Source organism: Streptomyces sp. NPDC003300 (assembly GCF_040610915.1).
Taxonomy (GTDB): Bacteria; Actinomycetota; Actinomycetes; order Streptomycetales; family Streptomycetaceae; genus Actinacidiphila.
The window spans coordinates 376,941-391,673 of sequence record NZ_JBEXNE010000005.1 but is presented as its reverse complement, the minus strand read 5'-3'; the positions used below and the strand labels follow the sequence as shown (position 1 = coordinate 391,673).

Here is a 14,733-nt window from a genome sequence, read left to right as displayed (position 1 = left end):
TTCGGCCCGCCACCGACCATGGAATGAACCGAACGATCGGTCGGTCGGTTGAGGAGTCGGCCGGCCGGTCGTCCGATGGAGCCGGTGACGGTGACGGGACGGGTGGTCGAGCCCGCGCCGAAGCCCGAGTGGCACGCCTGATGGCGCCGATGACAGTGATGACGAAGGAGGGGTCCGCATGACGACGACGGCAGAGCCGGCGGCGACCGCAGGGGAGGCGGTGGCGGCAGGGCAGGACGCCTTCCTGGCCGCGTTCGACGCCGCGGTGGCCGAGGACGCCAGGATCGAGCCGCGCGACTGGATGCCGGACGCCTACCGCGCCACCCTCGTCCGCCAAATGGCCCAGCACGCGCACTCCGAAATCATCGGGATGCAGCCGGAGGCCAACTGGATCAGCCGCGCGCCCTCGCTGCGCCGCAAGGCGATCCTGATGGCCAAGGTGCAGGACGAGGCCGGGCACGGGCTCTATCTGTACAGCGCCGCGGAAACCCTCGGGGTCAGCCGCGAGGAGCTGCTCGACAAGCTGCACGCGGGCCGCCAGCGCTACTCCTCGATCTTCAACTACCCCACCCTGAGCTGGGCGGACGTCGGCGCCATCGGCTGGCTGGTGGACGGCGCCGCGATCACCAACCAGGTGCCGCTGTGCCGCTGCTCCTACGGTCCCTACGCCCGCGCGATGGTGCGGATCTGCAAGGAGGAGTCCTTCCACCAGCGGCAGGGCTACGAGCTGCTGGTGACGCTCAGCCGCGGCACCCCGGCGCAGCACGCGATGGCGCAGGACGCGGTGGACCGCTGGTGGTGGCCCTCGCTGATGATGTTCGGCCCGCCCGACGACGAGTCCGCGCACTCCGCCCAGTCCATGGCCTGGAAGATCAAGCGGCACTCCAACGACGAGCTGCGGCAGCGCTTCGTGGACATCTGCGTTCCGCAGGCCGAGGTGCTGGGGCTCACCCTCCCCGACCCCGACCTGCGGTGGAACGAGTCGCGGGGCGGCTACGACTACGGGGCGATCGACTGGACGGAGTTCCAGGAGGTGCTGCGCGGCAACGGGCCGTGCAATGAGGAGCGGATCGACCGGCGCCGCGCCGCACACGACAACGGCGCCTGGGTCCGGGAGGCGGCCACCGCATACGCGGCCAAGCACGGGGAGGCACGGGCATGACCGAGCAGACGGGCGGCGACTGGCCGCTGTGGGAGGTCTTCGTCCGCAGCCGCCGCGGCCTGAGCCACAGCCACGCGGGCAGCCTGCACGCGCCCGACGCGGAGATGGCGCTGCGCAACGCGCGGGATCTCTACACCCGGCGGGCCGAGGGCGTCTCGATCTGGGTGGTGCCGTCGTCCGCGGTCACCGCCTCCTCCCCCGACGAGAAGGACCCGTTCTTCGAGTCGGCCTCCGACAAGCCGTACCGGCACCCGACGTTCTACGAGATCCCGGAAGGGGTGAAGCACCTGTGAACACGGCACCGAACCCCGCACCGGGCCCGGCCTCGGCCACGGCTACGGCTACGGCTACGGCTACGGCCTCTTCTACGACCACGGCATCGGCCACCGCGGCGCGCCCCGCACGGGCCTCCGCCCCCGCCGCGCTCGCGCTGGGCGACGACGCGCTCGTGCTCGCCCAGCGGCTGGGGGAGTGGGCGGGGAACGCGCCGGTCCTTGAGGAGGACGTCGCCCTCACCAATATCGCGCTCGACCTGCTGGGGCAGGCCCGCACCCTGCTCTCGCTGGTCGGCGACGAGGACGAGCTGGCGTTCGGCCGCGAGGAGCACGAATTCCGCAATGTGCAGCTCGTGGAGCGGCCCAACGGGGACTTCGCCGAGACGATCGTGCGGCAGCTCTTCTTCTCCGTCCACCAGGAACTGCTGTTCACCGCCCTGGCGGCCGGGGACGGCGAGCTGGCGCCGCTGGCCGCGAAAGCGGTGAAGGAGGTCGCCTACCACCGCGACCACGCCGAGCACTGGACGCTGCGGCTGGGCGACGGCACCGAGGAGAGTCACCGGCGCACGCAGCGCGCGGTGGACGGCCTGTGGCGCTACACCGGGGAGCTGTTCGAACCGCTCGACGGGCTCGGCACCGACCTTCCGGCGCTGCGTGAGCCGTGGCTGGAGCGCGTCACCGACGTCCTGCACCGGGCCACGCTGGAGATACCCCAGGGCGTCGACCGGACGCCGTGGTCGGCGGGGGCCGGACGGCAGGGTGTGCACACCGAGGCGTTCGGCCGGATGCTCGCCGAGATGCAGCACCTGCACCGCGCTCACCCGGGTGCGTCATGGTGACCGGGAGCGCGCCCGCCGCCGGGGCGACGAGCGCGCTGGAGAAGGAGCTGCTGCGGCTGGCCGGAGCCGTGCCGGATCCCGAGCTGCCGGTGATCTCGCTGGCCGAGCTGGGGGTGCTGCGCGACCTGCGGGTGACCGGGCCCGGCCGGGTCGAGGTCGAGCTGACGCCGACGTGGACGGGCTGCCCGGCGCTGGACACGATGGCCACCGACATCACCGAGGTGCTGACCGAGCACGGCATGTCGGACGTCGAGGTGCGCACCGTGCTCTCCCCCGCCTGGTCGACCGACGCGATCAGCGCGGAGGGCCGCCGCAAGCTCGCCGAGCACGGTGTGGCGCCGCCGCGCCCGCTGGCCGGCGCGCGACCGGCGGGCGGCGGGCCCGTCGCCGTGGAGCTGACCGTGCGCTGCCCGCACTGCGGCTCCACCGACACCCGGCTGCTCAGCCCGTTCTCGTCCACCGCCTGCAAGGCGCTGCGCCGCTGCGAGTCCTGCCGCGAGCCCTTCGACCACTTCAAGGAGCTGTGAATGTTCCATCCGCTCCGGGTGACGGAGGTCAGCCCGCTCACGGACGACTCGGTGACCATCGCCTTCGAGGTCCCCGAGGAGCTGCGCGCGGAGTACGGGTACGCGCCGGGGCAGCACATAGCGATCCGCCGGTTCGCCGACGGGGTGGAGATCCGCCGCACGTATTCGCTGTGCGACCCGGTGCTGCCCGAGGAGGGTGTCGGGAACGACGGCGTGGAGCCCGGGCCGCGGACGCTGCGGGTGGGGGTGCGGCTGGTCGAGCAGGGGGAGTTCTCCACCTACGCGCTCAAGGAGCTGGCGGCGGGCGATGTGCTGGAGGTGATGACGCCCGCGGGGCGGTTCGTGCTGGAGCCGAGGCCGGGGCGGTTCGCCGCGGTGGTCGGCGGCAGCGGCATCACACCGGTGCTGTCGCAGATCGGCACCGCGCTGGCGCGTGAGCCGGGGGCGAGTTTCTGCCTGGTGCGCAGCGACCGTACGGCGGCGTCCACGATGTTCCTGGAGGAGGTCGCGGACCTCAAGGACCGCTGGCCCGACCGCTTCCACCTGGTGTCCGCGCTGTCCCGCGAGGAGCAGCAGGCGGGGCTGCCGTCGGGGCGGCTGGACGCGGAGCGGCTGACGGCGCTGCTCCCGGCGCTGATGCCGGTGGCGGCGGTGGACGGCTGGTATCTGTGCGGCCCGCTGGGACTGGTCGGCGCGGCCGAGCGGGCGCTGCGCACGCTGGGTGTCCCCCGGTCCCGCGTCCATCAGGAGATCTTCCATGTGGACGAGGTACCGGCGGCCGTCACCGCGGCCGAGCCGATACCCGGCGGCGGCACCGTACGGGCGACGCTCGACGGCCGTGGCGGTCAATGGCCGTCCCTGGCAGGGGAGTCGGTGCTGGAGACGGTGCTGCGCAACCGGTCGGACGCCCCGTACGCCTGCAAGGGCGGGGTCTGCGGGACCTGCCGGACGCGGCTGGTCAGCGGCGAGGTGCGGATGGACCGGAACTACGCGCTGGAGCCCGAGGAGACGGAGGCCGGATATGTGCTGGCCTGTCAGTCGCACCCGGTGACTTCCGTCGTCGAGGTGGACTTCGACGCTTGACCGCCCTAATCTGACGCATCGTCAGAATTGGTGGCGGGAGGAGCGGATCGTGGACTTCGGCTTCACCGAGGAGCAATTGGCGGCGGTCGAGGCGGCGAAGTCCGTCTTCTCCGGGGTGGCGGTGGACGGGGTGCCCAGCCCCGCGCTGACCCCCGGCGCGGTCGCCGAGGACTTCGACCGCGCGCTGTGGCGCAAGCTCGCCGACGGCGACCTGCTGAGCCTGACGCTGGACGAGGCGTACGGCGGGGCGGGGCTCGACCCCATCGCGCTCTGCCTCGTACTGCGCGAGGCGGGGCGGGTGCTGGCGCGGGTCCCGCTGCTGGAGAGCTGCGCCGGGGCGCTCGCCGTCCAGCGCTACGGCTCCGCGCCCCTGCGCGAACGGCTGCTGGCGGCGGCCGGTCGCGGCGAGACCGTCCTCACCGTCGCCGCCAACGGCCGCAGCGGGCACGACGGGGCCGAACTCGCCGTCCGGGCACAGCGGGTGGACGTCGGCGGCACCGACGGCGGCGGCTTCGTGCTCGACGGGGTGCAGACCGGGGTGCCGTGGGCGCGGAGCTGCGACCTGGTGCTGGTGCCCGCGCACACGGCGGACGGCGCGGCGGTGGTGGCCGTCGTTCCCCTGGACGCGGACGGGGTGGCGCTGGCGGAGCAGGTCTCCACCAACGGCGAGCGGTTCGCCGAGGTCACGCTGGACGGTGTGGGGGTGCCCGCGACGGATGTGCTGGACGCGGACGGCGCCTGGGAGTGGCTGCGGCAGGCGCTGACCGTCGGCACCTGCGCGCTGGCGCTCGGGCTGGGGGAGGCGGTGCTGGGGATGACCAGTGCGTACGCCTCGAAGCGGCAGCAGTTCGGGTATCCGATCGCCACGTTCCAGGCGGTCGCGGTGCAGTCCGCCGACCGTTACATCGACCTGCGGGCGATGGAGGCCACCTTGTGGCAGGCGGCCTGGCGGCTCAGCACCTCGGCGCCCGGACCCCTGCCGGTCGCGGGTGATGTGGCGGTGGCGAAGATCTGGGCGGCCGAGGGCGTCCGCAGGGTCGTACAGACCGCGCAGCACCTGCACGGCGGATTCGGCGCGGACACCGACTATCCGCTGCACCGGTACCACGCGTGGGCCAAGCAGTGGGAGCTGGCGCTGGGGCCGGCCGCGGCCCACGAGGAGGCGTTGGGCGACCTGATCGCCGCCCATCCGCTGACCACGTGACCCCTGCGGGGCTGCTTACAGGACGAAGCCGTCGCTGCCGCTGCCGTCCACCACCGGGCGGCCGGCGGCCTCCCAGTCGAGCATGCCGCCGCTGACGTTCACCGCGTCCACGCCCTGGGCGATCAGGTACTGCGCGACCTGGGCGGAGCGACCGCCGACGCGGCACACCACGTGCACCCGGCCGCCCTCCGGCACCTCACCGATCCGCGAGACGACCTCGCCCATCGGGATGTGCACGGCGCCCTCGGCGTGACCGGCCGCCCATTCCTCGTTCTCCCGCACGTCCAGCAGGATCGCGTCGGCCGGTACGGCGGCGGCATCCACCGCGGGCAGCTCAGAGCGGAACATCGGACGCGGCCTCCTGGGCACGAAATCGCGGCCCGCAAAACCGCGGCCCGCTCACCTTGGCTCACCAGATCACTGGCTGACCCGAAAAAACCTACCTCAGCCCCCAACCACCCCCCGCCCCGCCCGATTCCCCGGGGTCCCCCGGCCCCCGCACCGGGACCGGGCCCGCAGGGGGCGTCCGGGCGGAAGCGCGGGTCGTGCGAGCGGGCCGCGAGGCGCTATTCGGGGTCGCGGACCAGTTCCGCCAGGCGGGCCTCGCGTTGGGCGACCTGGGTCAGGAGCTGTTCGGCGATCTCGTTGAGGAGGGCGTCGGGGTCGTCCGGGGAGAGCTTCATCATCTGGCCGATGGCGCTCTCGTCCAGCTCGACGGCGATGGCGGCCAGCTTCTCCTTGCGTTCGGCCAGCCACTCCAGCCGGGCGTAGAGGACCTCGGCCTCGCTCGGCAGCTCCTCGTCCGCGACGGGACCCGCGTCCCACTCCGCGGACAGGGCGCGCAGCGTGTCCTCGTCGGCGTAGGCGTACGCCTCGTTGACGCGGGCGATGAAGGCGCTGCGGCGCTCCTTCTCCTTCTCGTCCTGGGCGAGGTCGGGGTGCGCCTTGCGGGCCAGCTCGCGGTAGAGGCGCTGCGCCTCCTTGCCGGGGCGGACGCGGCGCGGCGGGTTCGGGTCGTCGACCGGCCGTACCCCGTCCGTGCCGAGCAGCCCGCCGAACAGCTCCTCGACGCCCGGCATCGGCATCACCAGCGCCCTGGCCTCCCAGGCGCGCTCGATGTCCTCCCGCTCACCGCTGTGGGCGGCGACGGCCTCCGCGACCAGCGCGTCCAGCTCGTCCAGCCGCGCGTACATCGGGCCGAGCCGCTGGTGGTGCAGCCGGGAGAAGTTCTCCACCTCGACCCGGAAGGTCTCGACCGCGATCTCGAATTCGATCAACGCCTGCTCAGCCGCGCGTACCGCCTTCGCCAGCCGATCCTGCGAGCCGGGCTCGGAGGGTCCGGCGAAGGTGGCGGAAGAGGCGGAGGACTCGGTTCCTGAGCTGTTCGTCACTCGGACAGCCTAGGCCCTGCACGGCCGATCTTCGCGGGGCCGCGGGGCGCGGCAGCGCCCGCCCGCCCGGATCACGCCACGGTGCCCCGCCCACCTGCGCCGACCCGCGCGCCCGCCCCCGTACGGGCTCGCACCGCCCGGCCCTGACACCGCCCTGACAACCCGGACGCCCCGGGCAACCCGGACGCCCCCGGCAACCCGGACGCCCCTGGGAACCCGGACACCCCGGACACCCCGGCCGGGGAACCCCCTACACCCCCAGCTCCGCCGGCAGCCGCCCCGACCGGACCGCCGCCAGCAGCTCCGCGTGGTCCGCCTCCGTACGGTCCGCGTAGCCGACGGCGAAGTCCGCGACGGCCTCGTCCAGCGCCTCGCCCTTGCCGCAGTAGCCCGCGATCAGCCGGGGGTCGGCGCCGTGGGCGTGCGCCCTGGCCAGCAGGGCGCCGGTCATCCGCCCGTAGTCGTCGAGCAGGCCCGGCTCCAGCCCGGCGGGATCGACGCTGCCCTTGCGGTTCCTGAACTGCCGCACCTGGTACGGCACCGCGTCCACGTCCGTCCACCCCAGCAGGAAGTCGCTCACCACCTGCATACGTTTCTGGCCCAGCACCACTCTGCGGCCCTCGTGCCCCACCGGATCGGCCGGAAATCCGGCCTTGACCACGTACGGCAGCAGCGCCGACGCCCTGGCCTCCTTGATCTGGAGCACCAGCGGCTCTCCCAGGTGGTCGAGGAGCAGCACCACGTACGAGCGGGTGCCGACGCTTCCGGTGCCGACGACGCGGAAGGCCACGTCGTGGACGGAGTAACGGGCGAGCAGCGGCAGCCGGTCCTCGCCGACCGTCCGCAGATAGCCGTCCAGGGCGCCCGCGACCGCCGTCGCCTCGCGGTCCGCGACCCGGCGCAGCACGGGCGGCGCGTCGGTGAAGCGCCGCCCGCCGCCGTCCACGGCCGCCGTGGCCTTCGCCGCGAATCTGGCGCTGGTGTTGGCCATGGCCTTCGCCGAGACCCGCTCGATCGTGCCGAGCAGGTCGCGGGCGTCGGCGTGGGTGACCAGTTCCTCGTCGGCGATGGCGTTCCACGCGTCGAGCACGGGCAGCGTCGCCAGCAGCCGCATCGTCCGCCGGTACGCGCCCACCGCGCCGTACGCCGCCGCCCGGCACACGTCCTCGGCCGCGCCCGCCTCCCGCCCGGCCAGCACCAGCGAGGCCGCGAGCCGTTTGACGTCCCACTCCCAGGGGCCGACGACGGTCTCGTCGAAGTCGTTGATGTCCATGACGAGACGGCCGCGGGCGTCGCCGTAGAGGCCGAAGTTCGCGGCGTGCGCGTCACCGCAGATCTGCGCGCCGACACCGGTCACCGGGCTGTCGGCGAGGTCGGCGGCCATCAGCCCGGCGGACCCGCGCAGGAAGGCGAAGGGGCTCGCGGCCATACGGCCGACGCGCAGCGGTATCAGCTCGGGTATCCGGCCCGCGTTGGAGTCGTGGACGGCCCGGAGCGCGGCCGAGGTCCAGGGCGCGGTCGAAGTCCAGGGGGCAGCCGAGGTCCGGGGCGCGGTCGAGGTCCGGGGCACGGTCGCCGCGAGCGCGCCGGCCACCGCGGGGACGACGTCCGCCGTGTCGCGCCACATGCCGGAGGGCGGCCGGCCGTGCGCGGCGCGCGGCACCTTCTCCCGCAGCGCCTTCCCCGCCCGCTTCGGCGACGCCCCGTGCGGCCATCGCGCGAATCCCGCCACATGCGGCACTCTCGAATCCACCGGTCACCCTCCCCACCGCCCACGTCAACGGACGGACGCCAAATCCCCACCGCCGGGGGTAATCCGGCCAATAGGTCGACCCCGCACAGGGTTTCGTGCTTGCCTTGACGTCAGGACCCTACTCAGCGCCGAACCGCAGGTGCACGACGTTGGACGAGATCACCCGGCAGCCCGCAGCCAGCGACGCAGAACACCGGACGGACCGCTCCGCCCGCTACGAACAGCGCGAACAGCAGGACCTCCACGACCAACCGGAGCATCCGGAACCCCGGGCCGACGAGTCGGCACAGGCAGACCGGCCGCGCCAGGGCACCGAGCGGCACCCACGGCGCGACCCCCATGCCTCCGACCACCCGCCGACCGGTGGCAGCGACACCAGCAGCCGTACGGAGGACGTCGATACGGACAGGGCCGGTACGGAGCACGCCGGTACGGACAGCGTCCGTACGAGCCTCGACGCGCCCCACAGCGCAGGTCACGACAGCGCAGGTCACGACAGCGCGGGTCCCCACACGCGAGAGTCCGACGGCCAGGGTCCCCATGCCCAAGGCCCCAACGCCCCAGGCCCCACCACCCAAGTCCCCGGCGGCCGAAGCACCAACGGCCGAAGCGCCAACGGCCGGAGCCCGCTCGGCGACGGCCTCACCGGCGTGGCCGCCCTGCTGCGCCTCGCCGTCCTCTGCGTCGACCCCGACGGCCGGATCTCGTACTGGAACCGCGGCGCGGAGGAGCTGTTCGGGCACCGCTGGGATCACGTCTTCGGCCACCGGGCCTCGGGGCTGCTGACACCCGCCCGGTCCGCCGCGGGCGTCGCGCGCACCTCGTCCTCGCCGCACCAGGACACCCTCGACCTGCTGGACGACCTCACGCAGCCCGCGTGGGCGGGCGCGCTCGCGGCCACCGACCGGGACGGCGCGCTGAAGGACGTCCTGTGGTGGACGTACCGCGTCGCCGAACCGGGCGGACGCAGCCTGCTGGCCATCGCGGCGCACGCCAAACCGCTGCGCACGGGCGGCCTGCGGATCGCGCTCGGCGGTCGCTTACTCCCCTACACCGCGGAAGGCCCGCAGCGTCAGGACATCTCGGTGGCCGCCGTCCTGGGCAGCGTCGCCGACCCGGCGCAGGCGCTGGCCCTCGCGGCCCGGCTGGGCACCGTACTGCCCGGCGTCAGCGCGGGACGGCTCGACCGGCTCGTCCGGCAGATCGCGCCGCTCGGTCCCCCGGCGCTCGAAGTGGACGGCGGCACACGGCTCCCGGTCACCCCGCACGACTACGCCCGCATGGCCGCCGCCGCCCGCGCCGACCAGCAGGACCCGTCCCTGCGCAGGGAGTTGCTGCCCGGCCCGCGCCCCGGAGCGGAACGCGGCCCCGGACCCGCACCCGGCCCCGGACCCGGACCCGGCCCCGGCCACGACCAGCCCCCCGACCAGACCCCCGGACACGCCGCCGCGTACGGCCCCGGCCACGACCCCGAGTACGTCCACGGGGCGAACGGCGGCGCGGAGGCCGCCCCCGCAGGCGACCGTTCCAGCGCCTCGGCACTGACCGCCGTGCCCTTCGCCTCCCTCACCTCCCTGACCTCCGACCTCGGCCCCAACGGCTCGGCGGACGCCCTGACCGGCCAACAGCCGCTGTCCCCGACCGAGTTCACCCCTGGTCTCGCCCCCGGCTTCGCGCCCGGCCTCGCCCCGGTCCTCAGCGGCCCGCCGTCCGTCCAGCCGCTCGGCACGCCACCGGGCCAGGCCCCCTTCGGCCAACCGCCCTACGGACAGGCCCCGTTCGGACCCGAACCCGGCGGCCCCGCGTCCGGTGCCCACCCGCTCGGCGGCCACGTACTCGGCCGCCCCTACGCCTCCCACCTGCCGGGCACCGCGCTGGACGAGCAGTTGGCGCTGCTGCGCGAGACCGGCGCGGTGGTCGGCTCCACGCTCGACCTCCAGACCACCGCCCGCGAGCTGTGCGCGGTGACCGTGCCGCGCTTCGCGGACTTCGCGGCCGTCCTGATCGTGGACCAGCTCTTCTCCGACTCCGAGCCGCCCAAGGACGACCGCCCGGCCGCCACCGTGCTCGTCCGGCGCGTCGCCATCGCCCACGACGGACCGCCCGGACCGTGGGAAACGGCCCTGCCGGAGGGCGAGTTGCTCTCGCTCGCCGTCGACGGGATCGTGCCGCGGCTCGGCGACCACGTCCTCGTCCCCGTCGTGGACTCCTCGGTCGCACCCGACATAGCGCTCGACCTCGGCGTGCCCGCGCTCGGCCCGCTGCTGCCCGGACACTCGATGATCGTGGCGCCGCTCACCGCGCGCGGCACCGTACTGGGCCGGGTCTGCTTCCTGCGCGGCCCCGGCCGCCGCCCGTTCGACGCGCGGGACGCCGCCACGGCCACCGAGGTCGTCGCGCGCGGCGCCGTCCACATCGACAACGCCCGCCTGCACCGTCAGGAATCGCGCGCCGCCGCCACACTGCAACGCTCGATGATGCCCACCCGGCCGCCGCGGATTCCCGGTGTCCGGATCGCACACCACTACATGCCGGGCGACCGGCAGGCCCAGGTCGGCGGCGACTGGTTCGACGCCATCCAACTGCCCGGCGGGCGTGTGGCGTTGATCGTCGGCGACGTGATGGGCCACGGCCTCCAGGCAGCGGCCGTGATGGGCCAGTTCCGTACGGCGGTCATCACCATGGCCGCCCTGGACCTGCCGCCCGCCCAGTTGCTGCGGCACCTGGACAACCTCGCGCACCGGCTCGGCACCGAACACCTCGCCACCTGCGTCTACGCCGTCTACGACCCGATCCACCGCAGCCTCACGCTCGCCAACGCCGGTCACATCCCGCCGGTCCTGGTCGGTTACGACGGGCGGGCCGAGCTGCTGGAGATCCCCGGCGGCGCGCCGATCGGCGTCGGCGGGGTGCCGTTCGAGACGGTGGAGATCCCGGTGCCCGACGGCAGTTGGCTGGTGCTGTGCACGGACGGCCTCGTCGAGGTGCGCGGCCAGGGCATAGACGCGGGGCTCGCCGCGCTGTGCGCCACCGTCATCGAGCCGGAGCAGACCCCCGAGGACGTCTGCGCACAGATCCTCGCGCGCCTGCACTCGGAGGACCGCAGGGACGACGTGGCGCTGCTCGTCGCCCGGTTCGAGGGCATCGCACCGCGGGACGTGGCCGAGTGGACGCTGCGGCTCGACCACGCCGAGGTCGCCACCGCCCGCGACCTGACCCGCCGTCAGCTCGCCGCGTGGGGCCTCGAACGCCTCAGCGACACCACGGAGTTGCTGGTCAGCGAGCTGGTCACCAACGCGATCCGGGCCGCCTCGTACGAGGTCGAGCTACGGCTGATGCGGGTCGGGAAGCTGCTGGTCGAGGTCAGCGACGACAACCACAATCTGCCCCAGTTGCAGCGCGCGGACGCCGACGACGAGCAGGGGCGCGGGCTGGCGCTGGTGTCGAATCTGTCGCGGCGCTGGGGCACCAGCAGGAAGGCGGTCGGGAAGGTCGTCTGGTTCGAACTTCCGTTGCCCGCTTGATACCGTTGCGTCCCACAACGGCGCAGGTGGAGACGGGATGGAGTGGCCGCGATGTCCGCACGGGAGGCGTCCGTGGAGAGCATCCAGCGGGAGTTGACCGCCTTCGCGCGCCGGGCGCGTGCCACGGCCGCGCGCATGCACCCCGAACTGTCGCTGGTGTCGTTCACCATCCTCGCGCACCTGGAGGAGCAGCAGGGCTGCCGGGCGACGGACCTCGCCGCGCACTATCTGCTCGACAAGTCCACGGTCAGCCGCCAGGTGGCCGCGCTGGAACGGCTCGGGTACATCGAGCGCCGGGTGGACGCCACCGACCACCGCGTGCAGGTGCTGCACCTCGCGCAGCACGGGATCGAGACGCTGGCCGCGGCGCGGGTCAGCCGCAAGGAGATCTTCCAGGAGCGGCTGGCCGCCTGGGATCCGGAGGATCTGGCGCGCTTCGCCGCGTATCTGGTCCGCTACAACGCGGACGCGGCGGCGCACCCGCTGCCGTAACCCGCGGGCGGCCCCGTCCTACAAGGACCCGTCGCACAGGGGCCCGTCACGCGCAGCCTCGTAAAGCTCGGGCCCTCCAAGCGAAAACGGCCCCGCCCGCGACCTGCACGGTCGCGGGCGGGGCCGTTACGAGCCCGACTCTACGTCAAGCGCCGCGTCGAAAACGACGGCGTCACGTCAGAGGTTGACGCCGAAGTCCTGGGCGATACCGCGCAGGCCGGAGGCGTAGCCCTGGCCGACGGCCCGGAACTTCCACTCGGCGCCGTTGCGGTACAGCTCGCCGAAGACCATGGCGGTCTCCGTGGAGGCGTCCTCGGTGAGGTCGTAGCGGGCGATCTCGGCGCCGCCGGCCTGGTTGACGACGCGGATGAACGCGTTGCGCACCTGGCCGAAGCTCTGCTGACGGCTCTCGCCCTCGTAGATCGAGACCGGGAAGACGATCTTGTCGACCTCGGCGGGCACGGTGGCCAGATTGACCTTGACCGCCTCGTCGTCGCCCTCGCCCTCACCGGTGAGGTTGTCACCGGTGTGCTCGACGGAGCCGTCCGGGCTCTTGAGATTGTTGAAGAAGATGAAGTGCTTGTCCGACAGGACCTTGCCCGTGGCGTCGAGCAGCAGCGCGCTCGCGTCCAGGTCGAAGTCCGAACCGGTGGTCGTGCGCACGTCCCAGCCCAGGCCGACAGTGACCGCCGTGAGTCCGGGGGCCTCCTTGGTCAGTGAGACATTGCCGCCCTTGGAGAGGCTGACACCCATGGTGTATCTCCCTGCTCAATCCGGCGCGGGCCGCGCCACTTGACGATTCCTTTGCCCAATGACTCCAACGCACACCACCCTGCACCGGTTCCCGCCCCGATGCCACCGTTCGCCGCCGTTCGATCCCCCGGGCCTTCAGTACGTCACCGGGATGCGCCGCGCGGGGCCGTCCACCGTGACCGATCCGCGGGGGGAAGGCGACCTGCCGGCCGGAGCCGGCCCGCCGGGGAATGAGAAACGGACCCCCGGCCGCGACTTTCGTCACTTCCGGAGGCCCGTCTCGTCGGTACCTCTTTGTGCGCGAGGGGGGAGTTGAACCCCCACGCCCTTTCGGGCACTGGAACCTGAATCCAGCGCGTCTGCCTATTCCGCCACCCGCGCATGGGTGTTGCCGTTTGATTCTCACACACGGTCCGGACCGGTGGGTCCGAGTGGTGTGGGAGGGCCTCCCGACATGCAGAAGATTAGCACGAGGTCCGGGGTGGAATCACATGCGTTCGGGCGGCCCGGGGAGTGCCGGGAGCCGGGCGGGGGCAGGTGGGAGAGGGACCCGGGGGCGGTGCGGGACACTGGGAGGGGACAGGGCGGCGGTGAACGACGGCGAACCGGGCACCATGGACAGAACGCGCATCTACCATCCCAGTGGGGGACGGCGGAGGAGGCGCGGGCGGTGTGAGGGTTGACACTGCCCGGTCCAGGGGATTCGGGGAACCACAGGTTTTTCCCGCGCGTGGATACGATCAGTAAGCAGTATCGGAAATCGTTGGGCCGGAAGGTCGCGAGGAGGGAGGTGCCCCGTGGGAGTACTGAAGCGCTTTGAGCAGCGCCTGGAGGGCCTGGTGAACGGCACCTTCGCCAAAGTGTTCAAGAGCGAGGTGCAGCCCGTCGAGATCGCGGGCGCGCTCCAGCGCGAGTGCGACAACAACGCCACGATCTGGAACCGCGACCGCACCGTCGTGCCCAACGACTTCATCGTGGAGCTCAGCTCCGGCGACTTCGAGCGGCTGAGCCCGTACGCGGTGCAGCTCGGCGACGAGCTGGCCGGGATGGTCCGCGACTACGCCAAGCAGCAGCGCTACACGTTCATGGGCACCATCAAGGTGCACCTGGAGCGGGCCGACGACCTGGACACCGGGCTCTACCGGGTGCGCAGCCGCACGCTGGCCTCCAGCGAGTCGCAGCACCAGGGCGGCGCGCCCCAAGCCGCCCACCAGGCCGCCCACCAGGCCCCGGCCGCCCCCTCGTACCAGCAGAGCCCGCAGCACCAGCCGCAGGCGCCGCAGCGTCCGACGTACGCGCAGCCCGGCGGACCGCAGCGGCCCTCGGGTCCGCCGCCGATGCCCGCGGCCCCGCCCCCCGGCGGCGGTGGCGCCCGTCACGGTGTGGCGCCCGTCACGCGGCTGCCCGGCACCGGCGCTCCCGCGGGGGCCCCCGGCGCGGCCACCCGCCGCTGGATCGAGATCAACGGCAACCGCCACCAGATCTCCCGCTCGACGCTCGTTCTCGGCCGTTCCACGGAGGCCGACGTGCGGGTGGACGACCCGGGCGTATCGCGCAAACACTGCGAGATCCGGGTCGGAACGCCGTCCGTGGTCCAGGACCTCGGGTCGACAAACGGCATTGTGGTGGACGGACAGCACACCACGCGCGCTACGCTCCGCGACGGCTCCCGCATTGTCGTGGGGAGCACCACCATCGTGTACAGGCAAGCCGAAGGGTGAAGCGGGGGC

General features: G+C 73.2%; 13 protein-coding genes and 1 tRNA gene. 9 read left to right on the top strand and 5 right to left on the bottom strand.

Translation table 11 applies throughout. The features are described 5' to 3' along the window. Window positions 1–178: 178 nt before the first annotated feature. From paaA to ABZX65_RS10745, 6 genes are all read left to right on the top strand, one after another. Window positions 179–1,162 (top strand): 1,2-phenylacetyl-CoA epoxidase subunit PaaA, encoded by a 984-nt coding sequence (gene paaA / locus ABZX65_RS10770; protein WP_355336714.1) that lies wholly within the window; start codon window positions 179–181, stop codon window positions 1,160–1,162. Then, complete coding sequence (gene paaB, locus ABZX65_RS10765; protein ID WP_188279883.1) at window positions 1,159–1,455, top strand: 1,2-phenylacetyl-CoA epoxidase subunit PaaB; 297 nt, start codon at window positions 1,159–1,161, stop codon at window positions 1,453–1,455. Before paaA ends, paaB begins: the two co-directional genes overlap by 4 nt. A 137-nt stretch (window positions 1,456–1,592) precedes the next feature. Next, window positions 1,593–2,276 carry a 1,2-phenylacetyl-CoA epoxidase subunit PaaC gene (gene paaC, locus ABZX65_RS10760; protein ID WP_355336777.1) on the top strand — a complete coding sequence of 228 codons (684 nt, stop codon included), beginning with the start codon at window positions 1,593–1,595 and terminating at the stop codon, window positions 2,274–2,276. Continuing rightward, a complete protein-coding gene (gene paaD / locus ABZX65_RS10755; protein WP_355336713.1) occupies window positions 2,270–2,803 on the top strand; it encodes a 1,2-phenylacetyl-CoA epoxidase subunit PaaD in 534 nt (177 codons plus the stop codon). Before paaC ends, paaD begins: the two co-directional genes overlap by 7 nt. Beyond that, a complete protein-coding gene (locus tag ABZX65_RS10750; protein WP_355336712.1) occupies window positions 2,804–3,886 on the top strand; it encodes a 2Fe-2S iron-sulfur cluster-binding protein in 1,083 nt (360 codons plus the stop codon). Between the two features lie 49 nt (window positions 3,887–3,935). Continuing rightward, window positions 3,936–5,090 carry an acyl-CoA dehydrogenase family protein gene (locus ABZX65_RS10745; RefSeq protein ID WP_355336711.1) on the top strand — a complete coding sequence of 385 codons (1,155 nt, stop codon included), beginning with the start codon at window positions 3,936–3,938 and terminating at the stop codon, window positions 5,088–5,090. A gap of 15 nt (window positions 5,091–5,105) precedes the next feature. Here ABZX65_RS10745 and ABZX65_RS10740 read toward each other — a convergent pair whose 3' ends face one another. From ABZX65_RS10740 to ABZX65_RS10730, 3 genes are all read right to left on the bottom strand, one after another. Next, window positions 5,106–5,438 carry a rhodanese-like domain-containing protein gene (locus ABZX65_RS10740; protein WP_355336710.1) on the bottom strand — a complete coding sequence of 111 codons (333 nt, stop codon included), beginning with the start codon at window positions 5,436–5,438 and terminating at the stop codon, window positions 5,106–5,108. Between the two features lie 218 nt (window positions 5,439–5,656). Next, window positions 5,657–6,481 (bottom strand): hypothetical protein, encoded by an 825-nt coding sequence (locus ABZX65_RS10735; RefSeq protein ID WP_355336709.1) that lies wholly within the window; start codon window positions 6,479–6,481, stop codon window positions 5,657–5,659. Window positions 6,482–6,731: 250 nt separating this feature from the next. Further along, window positions 6,732–8,234 carry a DUF2252 domain-containing protein gene (locus tag ABZX65_RS10730; RefSeq protein ID WP_355336708.1) on the bottom strand — a complete coding sequence of 501 codons (1,503 nt, stop codon included), beginning with the start codon at window positions 8,232–8,234 and terminating at the stop codon, window positions 6,732–6,734. 149 nt (window positions 8,235–8,383) lie between these two features. Here ABZX65_RS10730 and ABZX65_RS10725 point away from each other — a divergent pair, with 149 nt between their 5' ends. Further along, window positions 8,384–11,758 (top strand): SpoIIE family protein phosphatase, encoded by a 3,375-nt coding sequence (locus tag ABZX65_RS10725; protein ID WP_355336707.1) that lies wholly within the window; start codon window positions 8,384–8,386, stop codon window positions 11,756–11,758. Window positions 11,759–11,809: 51 nt separating this feature from the next. Continuing rightward, window positions 11,810–12,250, top strand: coding sequence for a MarR family winged helix-turn-helix transcriptional regulator (locus tag ABZX65_RS10720; RefSeq protein ID WP_355336706.1), 441 nt, complete (start codon window positions 11,810–11,812; stop codon window positions 12,248–12,250). 177 nt (window positions 12,251–12,427) lie between these two features. On the opposite strand, the gene ABZX65_RS10715 is transcribed toward ABZX65_RS10720, so the two are convergent. Both ABZX65_RS10715 and ABZX65_RS10710 read right to left on the bottom strand, forming a co-directional pair. Then, on the bottom strand, window positions 12,428–13,003 hold the full coding sequence (locus tag ABZX65_RS10715; RefSeq protein WP_355336705.1) for a TerD family protein: 576 nt from the start codon (window positions 13,001–13,003) through the stop codon (window positions 12,428–12,430). A gap of 297 nt (window positions 13,004–13,300) precedes the next feature. Beyond that, window positions 13,301–13,384 (bottom strand) — tRNA-Leu (locus ABZX65_RS10710). A gap of 416 nt (window positions 13,385–13,800) precedes the next feature. Here ABZX65_RS10710 and ABZX65_RS10705 point away from each other — a divergent pair. After that, window positions 13,801–14,724: a DUF3662 and FHA domain-containing protein gene (locus ABZX65_RS10705; protein WP_355336704.1), complete on the top strand. Its 924-nt coding sequence runs from the start codon at window positions 13,801–13,803 to the stop codon at window positions 14,722–14,724. Window positions 14,725–14,733: the final 9 nt, after the last annotated feature.

Bases quoted from the DNA above. Each gene is read 5' to 3' on its own strand.
- ABZX65_RS10740 (WP_355336710.1), bottom strand. From the start codon at position 5,438: ATGTTCCGCTCTGAGCTGCCCGCGGTGGATGCCGCCGCCGTACCGGCC.
- paaB (WP_188279883.1), top strand. From the start codon at position 1,159: ATGACCGAGCAGACGGGCGGCGACTGGCCGCTGTGGGAGGTCTTCGTC.
- ABZX65_RS10750 (WP_355336712.1), top strand. From the start codon at position 2,804: ATGTTCCATCCGCTCCGGGTGACGGAGGTCAGCCCGCTCACGGACGAC.
- paaD (WP_355336713.1), top strand. From the start codon at position 2,270: ATGGTGACCGGGAGCGCGCCCGCCGCCGGGGCGACGAGCGCGCTGGAG.
- ABZX65_RS10720 (WP_355336706.1), top strand. From the start codon at position 11,810: ATGTCCGCACGGGAGGCGTCCGTGGAGAGCATCCAGCGGGAGTTGACC.
- ABZX65_RS10715 (WP_355336705.1), bottom strand. From the start codon at position 13,003: ATGGGTGTCAGCCTCTCCAAGGGCGGCAATGTCTCACTGACCAAGGAG.
- paaA (WP_355336714.1), top strand. From the start codon at position 179: ATGACGACGACGGCAGAGCCGGCGGCGACCGCAGGGGAGGCGGTGGCG.